The organism is Vallicoccus soli, from assembly GCF_003594885.1.
GTDB lineage: Bacteria > Actinomycetota > Actinomycetes > Motilibacterales > Motilibacteraceae > Vallicoccus > Vallicoccus soli.
The window spans coordinates 281,160-300,188 of sequence record NZ_QZEZ01000004.1 but is presented as its reverse complement, the minus strand read 5'-3'; the positions used below and the strand labels follow the sequence as shown (position 1 = coordinate 300,188).

The 19,029-nt window shown below is 76.4% G+C and carries 13 protein-coding genes; 1 reads left to right on the top strand and 12 read right to left on the bottom strand.

Annotated elements, in window-relative coordinates; genetic code table 11:
* Position 1: 1 nt before the first annotated feature.
* The 11 genes from D5H78_RS20550 to D5H78_RS11215 form a co-directional block, all read right to left on the bottom strand.
* Positions 2-4,369 carry a GH92 family glycosyl hydrolase gene (locus D5H78_RS20550; RefSeq protein ID WP_119950536.1) on the bottom strand — a complete coding sequence of 1,456 codons (4,368 nt, stop codon included), beginning with the start codon at positions 4,367-4,369 and terminating at the stop codon, positions 2-4.
* 182 nt (positions 4,370-4,551) lie between these two features.
* Positions 4,552-9,621, bottom strand: a complete 5,070-nt coding sequence (locus tag D5H78_RS11255) for a GH92 family glycosyl hydrolase (RefSeq protein WP_218566509.1) — start codon at positions 9,619-9,621, stop codon at positions 4,552-4,554.
* A 216-nt stretch (positions 9,622-9,837) separates the two neighbouring features.
* A complete protein-coding gene (locus tag D5H78_RS11250; RefSeq protein WP_119950535.1) occupies positions 9,838-10,497 on the bottom strand; it encodes a hypothetical protein in 660 nt (219 codons plus the stop codon).
* Between the two features lie 46 nt (positions 10,498-10,543).
* Positions 10,544-10,990 (bottom strand): GNAT family N-acetyltransferase, encoded by a 447-nt coding sequence (locus D5H78_RS11245; RefSeq protein ID WP_119950534.1) that lies wholly within the window; start codon positions 10,988-10,990, stop codon positions 10,544-10,546.
* The gene (locus D5H78_RS11240; protein ID WP_119950533.1) at positions 10,987-11,412 is read right to left on the bottom strand and encodes a VOC family protein; all 426 of its coding nucleotides are present in this window, start codon (positions 11,410-11,412) and stop codon (positions 10,987-10,989) included. Before D5H78_RS11240 ends, D5H78_RS11245 begins: the two co-directional genes overlap by 4 nt.
* A 98-nt stretch (positions 11,413-11,510) precedes the next feature.
* Positions 11,511-12,380, bottom strand: coding sequence for a DUF4394 domain-containing protein (locus D5H78_RS11235; protein ID WP_119950532.1), 870 nt, complete (start codon positions 12,378-12,380; stop codon positions 11,511-11,513).
* 88 nt (positions 12,381-12,468) lie between these two features.
* Positions 12,469-13,227 carry an amino acid ABC transporter ATP-binding protein gene (locus tag D5H78_RS11230; RefSeq protein ID WP_119950531.1) on the bottom strand — a complete coding sequence of 253 codons (759 nt, stop codon included), beginning with the start codon at positions 13,225-13,227 and terminating at the stop codon, positions 12,469-12,471.
* Positions 13,220-14,080, bottom strand: coding sequence for an amino acid ABC transporter permease (locus D5H78_RS11225; RefSeq protein WP_119950530.1), 861 nt, complete (start codon positions 14,078-14,080; stop codon positions 13,220-13,222). Before D5H78_RS11225 ends, D5H78_RS11230 begins: the two co-directional genes overlap by 8 nt.
* A gap of 7 nt (positions 14,081-14,087) precedes the next feature.
* Positions 14,088-15,032, bottom strand: coding sequence for an ABC transporter substrate-binding protein (locus tag D5H78_RS11220; RefSeq protein WP_119950529.1), 945 nt, complete (start codon positions 15,030-15,032; stop codon positions 14,088-14,090).
* A 137-nt stretch (positions 15,033-15,169) separates the two neighbouring features.
* A complete protein-coding gene (locus D5H78_RS19335) occupies positions 15,170-15,343 on the bottom strand; it encodes a hypothetical protein (protein WP_165865707.1) in 174 nt (57 codons plus the stop codon).
* A gap of 49 nt (positions 15,344-15,392) precedes the next feature.
* Positions 15,393-16,019 (bottom strand): nucleotidyltransferase family protein, encoded by a 627-nt coding sequence (locus D5H78_RS11215; protein WP_218566507.1) that lies wholly within the window; start codon positions 16,017-16,019, stop codon positions 15,393-15,395.
* A gap of 77 nt (positions 16,020-16,096) precedes the next feature.
* Between D5H78_RS11215 and D5H78_RS11210 the strand changes: the two genes are divergently transcribed.
* Positions 16,097-16,864 (top strand): endonuclease/exonuclease/phosphatase family protein, encoded by a 768-nt coding sequence (locus D5H78_RS11210; protein ID WP_119950528.1) that lies wholly within the window; start codon positions 16,097-16,099, stop codon positions 16,862-16,864.
* 13 nt (positions 16,865-16,877) lie between these two features.
* On the opposite strand, the gene D5H78_RS11205 is transcribed toward D5H78_RS11210, so the two are convergent.
* Positions 16,878-19,028 (bottom strand): MMPL family transporter, encoded by a 2,151-nt coding sequence (locus D5H78_RS11205; RefSeq protein ID WP_119950527.1) that lies wholly within the window; start codon positions 19,026-19,028, stop codon positions 16,878-16,880.
* Between the last annotated feature and the right edge of the window lies 1 nt (position 19,029).

Here is a 19,029-nt window from a genome sequence, read left to right as displayed (position 1 = left end):
CTCAGTAGAGCAGGCCCACCCGGTCCTGCGGCCACGCCAGCGCCGCGAAGAGCTGCACGACCGCCGCCTGCTCCAGCAGCTCGGTGCTGCCGCCGAAGGGCAGCAGCCCCGTGGCCGGGTCGCGGTGCGTGCGCCAGACCCGCTCGGCGTACGCCCGCATGCCGTCCCGGTACGTCGTCCCGCCCGTGACCGACTCCAGCAGCAGCAGGTTCTTGAACCAGATGGCGTTGAAGGGGACCGGGTCCGCGTCGATGCGGCCCTGTCCGACGTAGTGCTCGTACGACGCCGCCGCGAGCGCCTCGGCCTTGTCGAGCCACGCCTGCTCGCCCGTCGCCCGGTGCAGCAGCGCGTAGACCCCGACGGGGACGCCCTGGTTGTACGTCCACTGCCGCTCGTCCACCGTGCCGTCGAGCTCGAGGTGGTCCCAGAACAGGCCGTTCGGCGCCTGCAGGTGCTCCTCGGTCCAGGCGACCGCCCGCAGCGCCCAGTCGAGGTAGCGCCGCTCCCCGGTGATCATGTGCAGCCGCACCGCGAGCATGGCCGAGGGCATCGTGGAGACCGTGTTCCGGCCGGTGTCCCACGGCGCCTGCGTCCAGAAGACCCCGCCGGGGGCGGCGTGCGACGGGTCGTCGTCCCAGCCCGACGCGGCCAGCTCGAAGACCTCCTCGGCCCGCTCCAGCGCGGCCTCGTCGCCCGTCGTGAGGAAGTCCTGGACCTTGGCCAGGCCCACCCACGCGTTGTCGTCGTAGAACAGGTCGCCGCCGTCGCCGTGCTCCCCGTGCGGGTACGAGTCGTAGCCCGGCAGGCCCGTCGCGGAGCCCGACGCGTCCCAGTAGTGCTCCTGCGCGGCCTCGCGCTCGGCGAGGGCGTCCTCGTGACGGGCGCCGACCTCCCCGCCGACCCCCACGAGGTCGAGCGTCGCGACGTGCGCCTGCGAGAACGGCCACTCGTACGAGTACTCCCGGTCCCCGTCGCGCGCCGGCACCTGCTCGCGGAACAGCCCCGACCCGTCGCCGACCGCGAGGTGCTCCTCCATCGCCGCGTGCGCCAGCTCGGCCGCCTCGGCGTCCGCCGGCACCTCGGCGGCCGGGCCCGCCGTGCGGGCGGACAGCGCGTACACCGCCATCCGCGGGTCGTCCGGCAGCGTCAGCGACACCGCCCGCCGCGCGGGGTCGACGGGCACGACGTCGTGCCAGACGCTCACCCGCAGGCCGTCCGACCCGCCGCCGGACTGGTAGCGCCCGCTGGCGCTGAAGGCGGTCTCCTCGCCGAGCCGGGGCGAGCCCGCGGCCCAGTCGCTCGCGCGCAGCGGCGCGGTGGACGTGGTGCCGTCGGCGTAGGTGACCACCGCGTCGCCGGTGACGTCGCCGTTGTGCGCGGAGAGGAGCACGTCGAGGGCCGAGTACGACCCCTCGGGCAGCGCCAGCTCCTGCCCGGCGGCGTCCACGAAGTTGGGCGCGGTGCCCGTGGTGGGCGGCAGGACGTACGCCCGCCCCAGCACGAGCCGCTCGCCCGCCGGCGGCAGCTGCTCGGCGGGGAAGCTCCAGCCACCGCCGTCGAAGTCGCCCTCGGCCTTGGCGTCGGCGGTGGCGACGCCGTCGACGTCGTACGCCCCCGACAGGTCGACCGGGCAGGAGCCGCCGGGCTCGCCGCAGGCCGCGGCGACCGTGACGGGCACCGTCGCCTCGACCGGCCCGCCCGGTCCGCCGGTCACCCGCAGGGCCACCTCGTACGTCCCCGCGGGCGTCCCGCCCGGGACCGTCACCTCGAGCGGCACCTCGACGGTCCGCGGCAGGCCCCGCGACGGCACGGTGGCGCGGCTGCGCGCGGGCTCGGCGCGCAGCGGCGCCTCGGCGCTCGCGCGCAGCGCCACGGTCCGGGTCCGCGGCGCCTGCAGGACCACCGACGCGGCCACCTCGACGACCCGGTCCTCCGGCCCGCCCGGCACGCCGAGGGCGCGGGGCTCGGCCCCCACCCAGGTGCCGGTGGCCGCGGGGAGCTCGTCGACCAGCGACGGCGGCGCGGTCCGCGGGTCGGTGCCCCACGACGACGGCTCCGTGCCCACCCGGAAAGCGATGTCCTTCCCGGCGCGCAGGTCGTCGCCCCTCACCCAGGTGCGGGGGTGCGCCGTGCCGCCGACCCGCACCGACTGCACGTACCGCGCCTCCTCGGAGCTGCCCGGCGCGCTGATCCGCAGGGAGCCGCGCGGGTACCAGTCGCGGTCGAGCGCGAGGTCCACCCGCTCGAACACCGGCGTCGACAGCGACCACACGTCCGAGCCCGGCACCGACGGGTAGATCCCCATGGCGGAGAGCACGTGCCAGGCCGACATCGTGCCGAGGTCGTCGTTGCCGGTCATGCCGCCGGGGCCGTCGCTGAACAGGGTGACGGCCGCGTGCACGACGTCGGCGGTCTTCCACGGCTGCCCGGTCCACGCGTAGACGTAGGGCGAGTGCAGGTCGGGCTCGTTCTGCGGGTTGTACGTGTCCTGCCCGTAGTACGAGTAGGCGCTGTTCACCCACACCTCGCGGGCGACCCGCTCCGGGTCCTCGAGCAGCTCGTCGTACGCGAAGAAGTGGTCGAGCCGGGCGTTGGCGGCGTCGCGGCCCCCGACGAGGTCCACGAGCCCCGGCACGTCCTGCTGCGCCAGCCACATGTACTGCGACGCGGTGCCCTCGTGGAAGCCGACGCTCTGCGCGGGGTCCTCCGGCCCGACGAACAGCCCGCGCTCGTCGCGGGCGCGGAACCAGCCGGTGCGCGGGTCGAAGAGGTTGCGGTACGACTGCGCCCGCTGGGCGTAGCGCCGGGCGTCCTGCCGGTGCCCCAGCCCCTCGGCCATCGTCGACAGGGCGGCGTCCGCGAGGGCGTACTCCAGCGTGGCCGACGCCCCGTGCTGCAGGTCGTAGTCGCCCGGCTCCCCCCGCGCGTCCGGCAGGTAGGGCACGTACCCCTGGTCGAGGTAGTGCTCGTTGCCGGCGCGGCCGTTGTACGGGCTGTCGGCCGGCGGCACGCCGTCCGCGTTCTCGCGCAGCGCGCGGTACGCGTCCTCCTCGTGCCCCTCGAGCAGCCCCTGGGCCCAGGCCGACACGAGGAACGGCGTGACCGGGTCGCCGGTCATGATGTTGGTCTCGACGCTCGCGTACGACCACCGCGGCAGCCAGCCGCCCTGGTCCTCGACCGCCAGCAGCGACAGCGCCATGTCGCGCGCCTCCTGCGGCGCGAGCAGCGACAGCAGCTGCTCCTGCGTGCGGTACGTGTCCCACAGCGAGAACGTCTGGTAGTAGGTGAAGCCCCGCGCGCGGTGCGTCCGCCCGTCGAAGCCGTGGTAGCGCCCGTCGACGTCGGTGCCGACCGCGGGCGCGAGCATCGAGCGGTAGAGCGAGGAGTAGAAGGTGCGCCGCTGCTCGGGCGTCCCGCCCTGCACCCTGACCTCGCCGAGCCGCTGCTCCCACGTCCGGTCCGCCGCGGCGCGGACCGCGTCGAAGCCCCGCCCGCCCTCGGCGCGCAGGTTGGCGCCCGCGCCGCGCGCGTCCACCCAGGACAGCGCGGTGGTCACCTCGACGTCGCGGTCCCGCGTCGTGTCGAAGCGCAGGTACGCCCCCCGCCGCCCCTCGCCGGAGGTCTCCCGGCTGCCCGCGGTGACCTCGTCGCCGGCCCACGTGCCGACCTGCGCGAAGGGCCGGTCGAAGCGGGTGAGGAAGTGCATCGTGTACGGCTCGGTGGACTGGCAGAAGCCGCTGCCCACGACCGTCGTCTCGACCGTGCGGTCGTCGACGACCCGCACCGTGCTGGAGTCGACGGCGTGCAGCGCCTGCCCGCTGTTGAGCAGGACGTTGGCCTCGGTGGTCGCGGGGAACGTGAAGCGCGCCGTGCCGGTGCGGGTCGTCGCGGTGAGCTCGGCGGTCACCGTGCCCTCCGACGCCGTGAGCGGCACCCGGTAGTAGCCCGGCGCGGCCTGCTCGCCCTCGTGGCTGAACGGCAGGGCGTACTGCGCGTAGTCGGTCTGCGTCACCGCGCCGGTCGTCGGCAGCACCGGCAGGTCGCCGCCCAGCCCGCAGCCGACGCCGGAGACGTGGGTCGCGCTGAAGCCGCGGATCCGGTCGTGGCGGTAGTCGTAGCCGGTGGTGTGGCCGGTGTCGGGCGAGAGCTGCACCATGCCGAACGGCAGGCTCGCCCCGGGGAAGGTGTTGCCGTCGTCCTGGGTGCCGATGAACGGGTTCACCAGGCCCGTGAGGCGCTCGGGCGCCGCGGCGGGGGCCGCGGCGGCCGGCGGGGCCTGCACCGCCGCGCCGAGCACCGCGAGGGCGGCGAGCGGGGCGAGGGCGGCGGGCCCCCGCCGGCGGGGGCGGGGGGCGGGGCGCACGTGCATGGGGCTCCTCGGGCTGCGGTGACCGGGCGCTGCGCGCTGCTGGCGCTGTGCTGCTGCCCCGGACCCTAGGAACCCGCTGACAAGGTTGTCAACGCCGCGGCGGTCCCTCGCTCCCCCCGCACGCAGCGGGGCGCCCGCCGGCCGTGGCCGACGGGCGCCCCGGGAGCGCCGGCGTCTCCCGCTCAGGGCGCCGGCGTCCCCGTCCCGTGCGCCAGGGTGAGGACCTTGAGGTTGCGCTGCTGCGGCAGCGTCACCGTGGCCAGCACCTTGCCCGGCGCGAGCTGCACCGGTGCCGTGGCGAAGAGCCAGGGCCGCCCGGTGTCCCCGGCGGGCGGCGAGGCCGCGTACCGGTTGCGGTAGGCGGTCTGCGCCAGCCCGACGTTGTCGAAGCGCGGCGTCGTGCCGCCGCCCCCGAGCGTCCAGTCGCCGAAGGCGAGCGGCGCCGTGGCGGTCGTGCCGTCGGTGTACGTGAGCACGACCGAGCTGCGCACGTCCCCGTTGTGGGCCGCGCCCACGAACGCGATCCGCGTCGTGCCCGCGGGCAGCGACGACACGTCGAGCACCTGCCCGGCCGCGGCGATGCTGTCCGCGGCGCCGGGCCCGACGTCCGGCAGCCGGTACGCCATGCCGGTGCCCGGGACCTCGAGGTCCTCGCCCTGGACGATGCCGGCCTCGGCGAGGGCCTGGCGGCTGTAGTGCCACCCCTCCCCGTCGAAGTCGGCGTTCGCGGCCCCGTCGTCGCCGATGGCCGTCGTGTCGTACGCGGCGCGCAGGTCGTCCAGCGGCGGGCGGGCGGCGAGCAGCCCGTCGACCAGCGGGAGCAGGACCTCCTGCGCCCGCGCGCTGACCTGGTGCGGACGGGCGCCGGCGACCCGCTCGCGCAGGGCGGTGAGCTCGCGCTCGTACCCCGCCGCGTCGCCCGCGGCGTGCCGCTCGCCCGCACGGGCGATGCCCTCCTGCAGCGAGCGCGCGACCCCCCGGGCGACGTCGCCGCTCGCCGCGAGGTCGGCGACCCGGCCGCGGAGCACGGCGAGCCGGTCCGCCGGGGTCACCCACTGGCTCAGCAGGACCGAGAGCTCGGCCCGCGCCGCCGCCGACACCTGCGGCGGGCCGAGGGTGTCGAGCCGCGCCTGCAGGCCGCGCAGGGCCCGCAGGACGCCCGCGGCGTCGCCGTCCTCCTCCGCCTCGAGGGCGGTGCGCACGAGGGCCTGCAGCTCGCGACCGGGCCCCCGCTTGACCGCGCCGCTCGCGACGAGGCGGTCGAGCGCGACGGCCACACCGTGGACCTCCGGCACGTCGGCGAGCAGCTCCACCTCGGCGAGCGCGGTCGTGCCGCCCTCGGCACCGACCATGGCGAGCCGGTAGTCGCGGTAGACGCCCGGCCGGTCCACCTCGAACGCCCTCGTCTGCAGGCGCCACGGGAACGCCTCGCCCGTACGGCTGTCGAGGGTCGTCCAGGTCTCGCCGTCGTTCGACCCCTCGAGCGTCCACGCCGACGGGTCGGCCGCCTGGTCGCTCGAGGTCAGCGTGTAGTGCGTGACCTCGCGCGCGGCCCCGGTGAGCCGGTGCCGCACCCAGGGGCGCGGCCCGGCGAGCGCCGTCCGCGTCGCCGACGTGTCGTCGAAGAGCGCGGCCGCGGTGACGCCGCCCGCGAGCCCGCTGGACGTGGCCGTGCCGCGCCCGCGGCCGGTCGTGTCGGCCAGCGGCGTGGGCACCTCGTCGTCCTGCTGCAGCGAGCGCGGCGCGGCGTCCTGCGCGGTGCCCCAGCGCGACGGGCGCGGGCCCATCGCGAAGGTGAGCGTCGTGCCGCCCGTGAGCACGTCGTGCGGGAGGTAGGCCTTCGTCCAGCGCTGCCCGTCCACCTGCAGCCCCTGCACGTAGACGTTCTGCGTGCTGTTGCGCGGCGCCTCGACGACGAGGTCGCCGTCCTCGCGGTGGACGACCATCCTGGTGAACTGCGGCGAGCCCACGACGTACTCGGGGCTGCCGACCTGCAGCGGGTAGAAGCCGAGCGAGGCGAAGACGTTCCACGCCGACGGCTCGCCCTGGTCCTCGTCGCCCGGGTAGCCCTGGCCGATGCGCCCGCCGCCGTACAGCCGCTGCAGCGCCTCGCGGGTGATGGCCTGCGCCTTCCACGGCTGCCCGGCGTAGTCGTACATCCAGGGGATGTGGTGCGCGACCTGGTTGCTGAAGCCCCACTGGCCCATGCGCACGTCGCGCGCCTCGACCATCTCGTGGATGGTGCCGCCGTACGACCCGGGCTTCAGCGCCGTCTCCGGCGTCGCGAAGAACGCGTCGAGCTTGTCGGCGAGGCCGTCGCGCCCGCCGTACAGGTTGGCCAGGCCCTGCCCGTCGAACGGCACGTGGAAGGCGAAGTTCCACCCGTCGGTCTCGGTGTAGTCGTGGTCGTGGCCCCACTCCTCCGCGTCGTACTCCTCCGGCGTGGACTTCCAGACCCCCGACGGGGACTTGCCCTGGAAGAAGCCGACGGCCGGGTCGAAGAGGTGCACGTAGCCCTGCGCGCGGTCGAGGAAGTAGCGGGACTCCTCGGTCCAGCGCTCGCGCTGCGCCGGCGTGGCGTCGGGGCTCTGTGCGAGCTCCTGGCCCATGCGCCCGATCGCGAAGTCGTTGAGGTAGCCCTCCAGCGCCCAGGAGACGCCCTCGCTCACCGTCGACGGCGTGTAGCCCAGGAAGATCGACGTCTCCAGGCCCTTGCGCCCGACGCTGGAGTTCGTCGCCGAGCCCGGCGGGCGGACGGTCGCGTTCTTCACCGCGGCCTCGTACGCGTCGACGGCGTCGAAGCCGCGCACCCCCTTGACGTACGCGTCGGCGAAGGAGGCGTCCGAGCTGGTGCCCGTCATGAGGTTGGCGTAGCCCGGGGCGGACCAGCGCGAGACCCAGCCGCCGTCGCGGTACTGCTGCACGAAGCCGTCGACGAGCTCGCCGGCCTTCTCGGGGTACAGGAACGAGTACGCCGGCCACGAGGTCCGGAAGGTGTCCCAGAAGCCGTTGTTGACGTAGACCTTGCCGTCGGCCACGGGCGCGACGGTCTCGGTGCGGTAGCGCTCGGCCTCCGCGCCGGTCGGCGCCGGCGAGGTCGTCGACGACTGCACCGCGTGCTTCCACACCGGCGCCTCGGGCGTGCCGACGTTCTCGTGCGCCGAGTTCGGCCAGAGCGAGAGCCGGTAGAGGTTGGAGTAGAGGTTCGTGCGCTGCTCCTCGCTCGCGCCCTCCACCTCGACGACGTCGAGCACGTCCTCCCACGCCCGGGCACCCCGCTCGCGCACCTCGTCGAACGAGGCGTCGCCGACCTCCATCTCGAGGTTGCGCCGGGCCTGCTCGACCGAGAGCAGCGAGGTGGCCATGCGCATCGTCACGACCTTGGACGCCGAGGTGTCGAAGGAGACGTAGCCGGTGACGTCGTCGCGCCCGTGCCCGGTGACCTTCCCGCCGCCGGTGACCGCCTCGTCGAAGGTCGCGTACAGGTACATGCGGGTCGCGCCGTTGGACAGGCCGCTGCGCGTGTCGCTGTACCCGGTCACGACGCCGTCCTCGACGTTGATGCCGGTCCAGCCGTCGTCGTTCACGTTGTCGAACAGCACGCTCGAGGAGTCGCCGGTGAACGTGAACCGGGTGACGGCCGCGTGGTCGGTCGGCGCGATCTCGGTGCGCGTGCCGTCCTGGAACGTCACGCCGTAGTAGTGCGCCTGCGCGACCTCGTCGTCGTGGGAGAACGCCAGCGCGCGCTCCTCGCGGTCGAAGACCGGCTGCCCGCCCGCAGCGGGGCCGTCCTGCGGCAGGAACTGGAACGTCTGCCGGTCGCCCATCCAGATGCTGGGCTCGTGGCTCACCGCGAAGGCCTGCACCTCGGGCAGGTTCTCCTCGTTGTTCTGGCTCGCGTAGGAGTAGAAGGTGCCCAGGGACCCGGCGCTCGTCTGCGGCGTCCAGAAGTTGAAGCCGTGCGGGACAGCGGTTGCCGGGAACGTGTTGCCCCGTGAGTAGCTGCTCGAGGAGTTCGACCCGCGGCGGGTGTCGACCCAGTCGACGAGCCGCTCGGACCTGTTCACCTCCGGCGCGGGGTCGATCTCGATGTCGTCGACCCAGCCGCCGAACGCCGACGGGCCGCCCGGGTTGTCGTACGCCACGAGGACGCGGTCGACCGTCTTGCCCGCCGCCACCCGGCCGATGTCGGCGTACTTGTCGTTCCACTGGTTGGCGTAGAGGCTCTTCGACGCGCCCTGCGAGCGCGGGTCCAGCCGGTACCCCTGGTTGTCGACCGCCCCGAGGTCGCTGAGGTAGCTCCCGTCGGTGAAGGCGAGGTCGACCGCGGCGAAGGTGCTCGGGTAGTCGAGGTCCTGGTCCGTGAGCTCCGGGAAGATCTTGTACGACAGCCGCGTGGCCGGGCCGACCGGCACGTCGACGTCGAGGACCCGGTTGTACGAGAAGCCGCGGCCCCGGCCCTCCTGCGTGCCGCCGTACTGCAGGGCGTGCAGGCCGGTGAAGCCGACGCGGGGCTTGATGTTGTAGCCCGAGGCGGGGCCCGCCCCGACCCGGGTGCGCATGGTCTCGGCGGGCGGCGGCGCGGCGCTGCCGTCGGAGAGCTGCAGGTCGGCGAGCTGGACGATGCCGCCGCCGCCGTGGCGCGTGACGTCGAGACGGAACCACGTGTAGGCCGCGGCCCCCTCGACCGCGAACTCGCGCAGCTGCCCGCGCGCGGTGAACGCCTCGCCGGTGCGCGCGTCGAGGTCCACCCACGTCGCGCCGTCGGTGGAGCCGCGCAGCACCCAGTCGACGGGGTCGCGCTCCGGGGCGTCGTTGGCGGAGGTCAGCGCGTAGCGCACGACCGCGACCGGCTCGTCCGTGCGGTACTGCAGCCAGACGGGGGCGTCCGGGCTCGGGGCGGCGAAGTCCAGCCACTTCGTGGCCGGGTCGCCGTCGGCCGCGTTCGCCGCGACCTCGTTGGGCGGGTTCTCGCCGCGGGCGTCGACCGACGCGACGCGCTCGTTGACGTTGCCGGGCCAGCCGGTGGCGGACGGGCCGGCCACGCCCTTCGCGCGCAGGCGGCCGGCGGCGTCGACCTCGACCTCGTCGGTCCAGGTGGGCGCGGGCTGGCCGTCCTCGAAGGACGTGGAGAAGGCGCCCGGCGCCTGCGCCGCGGCGGCGGGGGCGGGCGGTGCGGCGACGAGCGATGCGGCGACGGCCCCTGCCGTGACGGCGACGGTGGTCGCCGTGCCGAGCAGGTGTCGCCGCACCGAGGACGCAGGGGTCATCGGCGTGACCGGTCCCTTCGGGGGGTGGGGCTGGACGGGGCGCGGTCGGGGTCGACCGGGTCGCCAGCGTCGCCGGGACCGGGGTCCTGCTGCCGGTGAGGCATGACGACGTTGTCAACCGGGCGGACTGTACACAGACCGGCACGGGGCGCGTCAAGACCCCGGCGGCGCCCGGGCCGGGCCGAGGAGGGGCTGCGCTCAGAAGAACGCGTACGCCGCGCGCGAGACGACGAAGCCGCGCCCGCTCGCGCCGTCCTCGCACTGCACCCCCTCCGGCAGGGCCAGGCACACGACCTCCGCCACCCGCAGCGCCTCCCCCGCGGCGAGGGTGCGCTGCGCGCCCAGCGGGCTCTCGCCGCCGCAGGTGAAGCCGACGGAGCCGTCGCGCACCTCGACGCCCTGGCCGTAGTCCTGCGCGCAGTCCCCCGGCGGCGGCTCCCAGCTGCGCACCGGCGTGTCGCAGCGGGCGCCGGAGCCGGACAGCACGCAGCCGGTGCTGCCGTCCGCGAGCACGAAGGCCGTCCCGGCCTCGACGCTCGTCGTGCCCTCCGCGGGCGGCGCGGGCGCGCGGCTCGGGCTGCGCGAGCCCTGCGGCGACGGCGCGGGAGCGCCCCCGGGGGCCGTCGCGCCCCCCGCTGGCGCGCCCCCCGCCGGCGGGGTCCCCGGCGGCGCGGTGCCCGACGGGCGCGCCGGGGCCGGTGCCCCCGGCGCGTCGGGCGCGGGGGTGGTCCCCGTGGCCCCGGCCGCGGTGGAGGGCGCCGGCGCCGGTGCCCCCGCGCGGTCGTCGCCGTCGCCGGAGCAGCCGGCGAGCAGCGCGGCGGCGAGCAGCGGCGCGGCGAGCAGCGGGCGGGTCCTCACGGGGCGGGCCTCCTGGGGGCGCGGGGTCGGCGGCGACCGGGCGACCCTAGCCCGGCGGGGGCCGGCGCCCGTCGAGGTAGCGCTTGTACGTCCGCGCGGCGTGCCGCCACCCGGCGGCCTCGTAGAACCGGAACGCCTGCGGGTCGTCCGCCGAGAGCTGGAGCTTGTAGCAGCCCGCCGCCGCGGCCCGCTCCTGCGCGGCCGCGAGCAGCGCCCGCCCCGCCCCGCGCCGCCGCGCCCCGGCGTCGACGACGACGTGCTCGACGAGGGCGTACGGGCCCCGCGCCACGCTCGGCACCACCATGAGGTCGGCCGTGCCGAGCACCTCGTCGCCGTCGACGGCGAGCAGCACGACCCGGCCCGGGCTGCCCAGCGTGCGCTCCCAGGCGCCCGCGTCGGCGGCCGGCGGGGCGAGCTCGGGGTAGAGCTGGGCGTAGAGCGCCAGGACGGCCGGAAGGTCCCCGCGCCCGGCGGCGCGCACCCGAAGGCTCACCCGACGAAGACGCAGAAGGGGTGCCCGGCCGGGTCGGCGTACGCCCGCATCGGCTCCTCGGGGTCGTCCGTGCGGTCGAGCAGCTGCGTCGCGCCGAGGGCGAGCACGCGGGCGTGCTGCTCGTCGAGCGCGGCGACGTCGTCGACCCGCAGGTCGAGGTGGAGCTGCTGGGGCCGGGGCCCCTCCGGCCAGGTCGCCGGGGGCAGCTCCGCGACCTGCTGGAACGCCAGCCGCGGCACGCCCTGCGGGTCCACGAGCACGAGCCAGGTGCTCCCGCGCGGGTCGGGCGCCCCCGCGGGCGGCGCCTCGTCGCCCGCCCGGTAGCGGAACCCCAGCAGCTGCCGCCAGAACTCGGCGAGCCCCCGCGCGTCCGTCGTGTCGAGCACGGTCTGGTGCAGCACCGGCACACCCACCCCGACCACCTCCGGCGGCCAGCGTGCACCATCCGCGCACGGTCGCGGCAGGGTGCGGGCTCCCCGCGGGGCACCCGCCCGCCGCGACCGCGCGCGGACGGGACGGGTCAGCGCCCGCCGAGGGTCACCGCGACGTCGACGACGCGCGTGCCGGGGACGGTGCCGAGGCGGTCGGCGCGCCCGGTGAGCAGGTCGACCTCGTAGAGCCGGCCGCGGTCCACGAGCAGGGCGCTGTTCGCGACGGTCCGCCCGCCGCGCACCTCGGCGACCACGTCGAGCCCGACGTGCGGGCCGACGTCGACGCCCAGGGCGCCGGTCGGCGAGAGGGAGCCGGCGTTGGCCGGCGCCTGCACCGCCACCTGGTCGAGCGCGGTGTCCACGACGAAGAGCGTGGTCGCGGTGGCGGGGTCGAGGTCGTCGTTGGTGTAGCCGGCGGCCGCGACGCCGGTGGCCGTCGTGCCGGCGGTGTACGCGAGGGGGCCGTCGACGACCGTCGCCGGGTAGCCCGCGTCGGTGGCGGCGAAGGACTGGCGCAGGTTCTGCCCCGTGTCGCTCACCACGCGCAGCGCGTTCGCGACCGGGTTGAAGTCCACGCCGAAGGCCCCGCCCTGCAGGGGCGCGCTGAGCCGCAGCACCGGGTGCGCGCGGCCCGACCGGGCGTCGAGCCGGTAGACCCCGCCGGCCTCGCCGACGCCGTACAGGGCGCCGTCCTGCACGCGGTGGTCGATCCCGACGAGCCGGGTGTCGCCCTCGAGACCGCGCACCCGCGCGCTCCCCAGGACCTTGGACGGGCGGTCGGCGCGGAACTGCACGAGCCGGCCGTCGACGGTCAGGCCGACGGCGGTCCGGCCGTCGAGCGCGTGGCCGCCGGAGCCGCGGGCGGCGCCGGGCGTGCCGGACGCCCCGGTGCCGACGGCGGTGACGGCGGCCGCCGCGAGGGCGGCGGCGGCGAGGGTGCTGGTGAGGGCGGTGCGCATGCGGGCCTCCGTGCTGGGGGTGGTTGCTCCTGCCCTGCCGCTTCGGAGCCGCCGCGCCGCCGGACGGGTCACCCGTGCGGCCGATCCCTCAGAGCCGCCCGGCCTCGATGACCCGGGCGAGGAACCGGCGCGTACGCGGCTCCCGCGGGTCCACGAGCACCTGCTCCGGCGGGCCCTCCTCCAGCACCCGGCCCTCGTCGAGGAAGCAGACCCGGTCGGCGACCTGCCGGGCGAAGCCCATCTCGTGCGTCGCCATGAGGATCGTCATCCCCTGGCCCTTGAGGTCGCGGACCAGCGACAGCACCTCGCCGACGAGCTCGGGGTCGAGGGCGCTCGTGACCTCGTCGAGCAGGAGCAGCCGCGGCCCGGGCAGCACCGCGCGCACGATCGCCGCCCGCTGCTGCTGCCCGCCGGAGAGCCGGTCGGGGTAGTCGCGCGCCTTGTCGGCGAGCCCGACGCGCGCGAGCAGCGCCATGGCCCGCTCCTCCGCCTCCCGGCGCGGGAGGCCGTGCACGACCCGCGGCGCGAGCGTGACGTTGTCGAGGACGCTCATGTGCGGGAAGAGGTTGTAGGCCTGGAAGACCACGCCGATCCGCCGGCGCACCGCGTCCGCGTCGGCCCGCGGGTCGGTGACGTCCTGCCCGTCGAGCAGGACGCGGCCGTCGTCGACCTGCTCGAGCAGGTTGAGGCAGCGCATGAGGGTCGACTTGCCCGAGCCGGACGCGCCGATGACGCAGACGACCTCGTGCTCGCCGACGGCGAGGTCCACCCCGCGCAGCACGGGGGTCTCCCCGAAGAGCTTCACGAGCCCCTCGACGGCGAGGACGGGTGCGGGGGCCTCAGACACCGGTGCTCCCCTGCTCGCGGCGGGCCGCGCGCCCGGCCGCCCAGTCCGCGAACCGCGCCGTCGGGACGGCGAGGAGGACGAAGAGGAGGCCGGCGACGACGTACGGGGTGAAGTCGAACGTCAGCGCCACCTGGATCTGCGCGGCGCGGATGGCGTCGACCGCGCCGAGCACCGAGATGAGCCCGACGTCCTTCTGCAGGGCCACGAGGTCGTTGAGCAGCGGCGGGACGACCCGGCGCAGCGCCTGCGGGACGACGACGAGGCGCATCGTCTGGGCGTACGTCAGCCCGAGGCTCCGCGCCGCCGCCCGCTGGCTGGGGTGCACCCCCTCGATGCCGGCCCGGAAGACCTCCGCGACGTAGGCGGAGTAGACGAGCACGAGCGCCACCGTGCCGAGCACGGCGGGCTCGGTCGGCAGCCACCCGATCCGCAGGCTCGGCAGGCCGAACCCGACGAGGTAGAGCACGACGAGCAGCGGCAGGCCGCGGAACAGGTCGGTGTACGCCGTCGCGGCGAGGCGCAGCGGCAGCAGGACCGGCCCGCGCAGGGTGCGCAGCAGCGCGAGCCCGAGCCCGAGGACGAGCACGCAGACCGCGGCGACCGCGAGGACCCGCACGTTGAGCCACAGGCCCCGCAGCACCGGGGGCAGGACCTCCCAGCCGTAGCGCGCGTCGAGGAACGTGTCCCGGGTGCGGTCCCAGCCCTCGGCGCTCGTGACGAGCAGGGCCACGGTGCCCGCGAACGCGAGCGTGCTGACGAGGGCGATCCCCGTGGAGCGGCGGCGCCGGCCCCGGCGCCAGTCGCGCCGGGCGAGCTCGAGCTCGCTCGGCGCGAAGGTGGTGGGTGCGCTCACCGGCGGGTCAGGACAGCTCGGGCGCGCCGGCGACGTCGGCGAGCCACTGCTGCTGGAGCTCCGCGAGCGTGCCGTCCTCGCGCAGCGCGTCGACGGCCGCGCTGACGCAGCCGGTGAGCGGGCTGCCGAGGTCGAGCACCATGCCGAACTGCTCCGGGTCCTCGTCGAGCTGGGGCAGCTGGCCGAGGATGACGCCCCCGTCGAGCTCGGCGGCGGTGAGGTAGAAGGCGGTCGGCAGGTCCACGACGATCGCGTCGACCTGGCCGTTGGCCAGGGCGAGCTTGGCGTCGTCGTTGCTGGTGAAGACCGCCGGCGCGGACTCCGGCGAGACCGCCTCCTCGACGGCGCGCAGGCTCGTCGTGCCGACCTGGGCGCCGAGGCGCACCCCGCGCAGCTCGGCGAGGCTGTCGGCGCCCGCGGCGGGCGAGCCCTCCAGCGTCACGACGGCCTGGCGCACGTCGTAGTAGGGCGAGGAGAAGTCCACGGCCCGCTGCCGCTCGGGGGTGATGGAGAACTGGTTGAGCGCGGCGTCGAAGGGCTTGGGGCCCGGCTGCACCGCGGCGTCGAAGGGCACGCGCACCCAGGCCACGTCCTCGCGGGCGTAGCCGAGCTCCTCGGCCACCGCGTACGCCACCGCGGACTCGTAGCCCTGGCCGTTGGCCGGGTCGTCGCCGACCATCCAGGGCTCGTACGCCGGCTGCGAGGTCCCGAGCGTGAGGGTCCCGCCCTCGAGGGTGTCCAGCGCGCCGGGGGCGCAGTCCGCGGCCGCGGCGGTCGCGCCCGGCGTGGCGCCGCCGGCCGCCGTACCGGAGCCGCCGGTCGCCGTGCCGGAGCCGCCGGAGCCGCCGCCGTCACCGCCGCAGCCGGCGAGGAGCAGCGCGGCCGCGCCGGCCAGGGCGAGCGGGCGCAGGGCGCGGGGGCGCAGGGGCAGGACGGGGCGGGGGCGGCGCATGGGCGGGCTCCGGGCAGGTCGGGGACGGGCTCGACGGGCGCACGGCGGCGGGCGCGTACCCGTGATCCTCCCAGACCCGCGGCGGGCGACCGACCTGGTCCGGCACCTCCCGCGGGGACCGTCCAGGGCAGGACCGCCTAGGGCAGGACCGCCTCGGCCCGGTGCCCGCACGGGCACAGGACGGGCACCGGTCCCGAGCCGTCGCGCGCGGCGAGGTCGAGGTGGAGGGTGAGGTGGTGGCAGGCCGGGCAGCGGTGGGCGAGGCGGAGCCGGCGGCGGCGCCGCGCCTGCAGGGACGCGAGTGCTGTCACGCGAACCATGATCAGGAGCACCCAGCGTGCTCACCATGGCCCGGAGGGACTAGTCGGTGACCATCTCCGGTCGCGCTCCGCCGACCGCGCCGTTGCTCTTCGCGACCGCCGCGGCGGGCTCGATGATCCCCCGCCGCTCGAGCAGCAGCAGGAGCACCACCGCGAAGTCGTTGCCGGCGACGTCCCGACGCACCCGGTCCCAGTCCACCTGCTCCCGCAGCGCGCGGGCCACCGGGAGGAGCCGGCCGAAGTCGCAGTAGTGCTCGTCGAGGGCGAGCAGCTTGGTGACGAGGATGTCCGTGGCGGCCAGCACCGGCATCTCCACCGAGAGCACCGCCAGCGGCTCGGCCCGCTCGACGAGGTCCGCCTCCACCGGGGCGCCGCAGGTGCGCCACAGCACGTCGACGAAGGCGCCCTCGACCACCACCTTGACCAGCCAGTCCTCGGCCGGGACCTGCACGTCGAGGCCCGCGGCGGCGAGCACCTCGCGCGCGCGCCCGGCCTCGCCCGCCGGCACGAGGAAGTCGGCGTCGTGCTCGGGCTCGGGGGCGCCGCGCACCCATGCGGCGTACCCCCCGCACAGGGCGAACGGGACGCCGCCCTGCTTCAGGGCGACGGCGACGCGCTTGAGGACGTCGCGGACGGCCTCGCGCTCGGAGACGGGCTGCGGCTGCACCCGACCCCGCCTACCCCTCCGCGGCGCGGTGCACGCACGGGCGGTAGCACCGGCCGGGACGGGGAAGGGGCGCGCCCGTGCGCATCGCCACGTTCAACATCCTCCACGGGCGCTCGACCGAGGACGGGCGGGTCGACGTCGACCGGCTCGCCGCGGCGGTGCGGTCCCTCGACGCCGACGTCCTCGCCCTGCAGGAGGTGGACCGCGACCAGCCCCGCTCGCTCGGCGCGGACCTCACCGCGGTCGCCGCCGAGGCGATGGGCGCCGTGGACCAGCAGTTCGTCGCCGCCCTCGCCGGCACCCCGGGCGGCACCTGGATGGCCGCGACGGGGACCGAGCAGCCGGGCTCGGCGGCGTACGGGATCGCCCTGCTCAGCCGGCACCCCGTGGTCTCCTGGCGCGTCGTGCGCCTCGCGCCCGTGCCCACCCGGGTGCCCGTGCTCTTCAAGGGCCGCCGGCTCCCGAAGGTCGTCAGCGACGAGCCGCGGGTGGCGGTCGCGGCGGTGCTCGAGGGCCCGTACGGCCCGATGACGGTCGCGAGCACGCACCTGTCGTTCGTCCCGGGATGGAACGCGCTGCAGCTGCGCCGGCTGCTGCGCTCGCTCGAGGGGACGCCCGAGCCCCTGGTCGTCATGGGCGACCTCAACATGGAGCCGCCCCGCCCCGCCCGGGTCACCGGCCTGCGCAGCGTCGCGGCGGCGCACACCTTCCCCGTCGACGCGCCGGACCGCCAGCTCGACCACGTCCTCGTGCGCGGGGGCCTCGCCCCGGTCTCCCGGGCCGAGGCCCCCCGCCTGCCGCTGTCGGACCACCGCGCCCTCGTCGTGGAGGTCGCGCCGGCCTGAGCGGCCCGGGCGCTCAGCGCACGGGCGCGGGCTCGCCCGCCGGGGCGCGCCGCTCCAGCGCCGAGCCCTCCACGTCGAGGACGGGCAGCCAGCGCAGCCAGCGGGGCAGCCACCAGGCCCGCGCGCCCAGCAGCGCGAGCGCCGCCGGCATGACCACCATGCGCACGACGAGGGCGTCGACGAGGATGCCGACGGCCAGCGCGAAGGCGATCGACTTGATCGTCGCGTCGCCGGCGGGCACGAAGCCGGCGAAGACCGAGAACATGATCGCGGCCGCCGCGACGACGACCGGCGCGGCCTGCCGGAAGCCGGTGACGACCGCCTCGCGCGGGGGCGTGCCGTGCGCGTGCGCCTCGTGCATCCGGGACACGAGGAAGACCTGGTAGTCCATCGCCAGGCCGAAGAGGATGCCGATGACGAGGATCGGCGTGAGGCTCAGCAGCGGGCCCGTGCTCTCGACCCGCACGAGGTCGGCCAGCCAGCCCCACTGGAACACCGCCGTCGTCGCGCCCAGCGAGGCGCCGACGGTGAGCAGGAAGCCGAGCACGCCGGCCAGCGGCACGAGCAGCGAGCGGAAGACGAGCACGAGCAGCACGACCGCGAGCCCGACGACGAGCACCAGGTAGACCGGCAGCGCCTCGTCGAGCGTCTGCGAGACGTCGACGCTGACGGCGGTCTCACCGGTGACGTACGCCCGCGGGCTGCTGCCGGCGAGCTGGTCGCGCAGGTCCTCGACGAGCTGGACCGTCTCCTCGCTCGCCGGCCCCGACGCCGGGACCACGGTGAGCAGAGCGGCGCTGCCGTCGGCGGACGGCCGCGGCGGGGTCACCAGCGCGACGTCGTCGAGGCCCTGCACCTCCTGGGCCACCTGCGCCGCGCGCTCCACGGCGCCCTCGCCGTCGACGAGCACGAGCAGCGGACCGCTGACGCCCGGGCCGAAGCGCTCGTCGAGGACGGCCTCGGCCCGCTCCTGCGTCGACCCCTGGGCGGGGCGCTGCTCGAGCGAGGTGCGCATGTCGGCCACGGGCAGGGCCACGACGGCGAGCGCGGCCACCGCCGCGAGCAGGCTCACCGAGCGGCGGGTCGTGACCGTCCGGGCCCAGCCGGCGAAGGAGCCCCGCTCGCGGCGCTCCCCGCCGCCGGCGCGCTCGCGCCGCGGCAGGACCCGGTGCCCCAGCAGCCCCAGGGCCGCCGGCACGAGGGTCAGGGCCACGAGCACGGCGATGACGACGGTGGCCGCGGCCGCCAGGCCCATCTCGGTGAGGAACGGGATGCCGACGACGGCCAGGCCCGCGAGCGCGATGACGACGGTGAGGCCGGCCGCCAGGACGGCCGAGCCCGCGGTGCCGACGGCCAGCGCCGCGGCCTCCTGCACCGGGCGCCCCGCCCGCAGCTCGGCGCGGTGCCGGGTGACGATGAACAGGGCGTAGTCGATGCCGACGGCGAGGCCGAGCATCACCGCGAGGATCGGGGTCGTCGACTGCAGCTCGACGAAGCCGGTGAGGGCGGTGACGCCCGCCGCGCCGATGCCCACGCCGACCACGGCGGTCAGCAGGTTCATGCCGGCGGCGACCAGCGTGCCGTACGTGAGGGCGAGGACGACCAGCGCGACGACGACGCCGACGACCTCCGCGGGCCCGCCGACGTGGACCGGCTCGAGGACGGCCTCGCCGGTGACCTCGGCCGTGAGGCCCGCCCCGCGCGCGTCCTCGACCGCGGCCAGCAGCGCCTCGCGCTCGTCCTCGGTGATCTCGGGCGCGGGCACCGCGTAGGTGACGGTGCTGTACGCCGCGCGCTGGTCCGGCGAGACCGACGGCGCCTGCGGGTCGAGCGGGTCGCTCGCGCTCGCCACGCCCGGCAGCTGCCCGAGCCGCTGCACGACGGCCGCGACGCGCTGCGCGACCGCGGGGTCGGTGACGGCGCCGTCCGGCGCCTCGAGCACGACCTGCGCGCTCGCGCCGCCGCCCTCGTCGCCGAAGCGCTCGCCGATGAGGTCCAGCGCCGTCGTCGACTCCTGCCCCGGGATCTCGAACGCGTCGGACGTCGGTCCGGACAGCGCCACCGCGCCGATGCCCGCGGCGACGAGCACGACGACCCAGGCGAGGAGGACCGCGACGCGGCGGCGCACCGACGCCGCGCCGAGGCGGAAGAGGCGGAGGGCCATG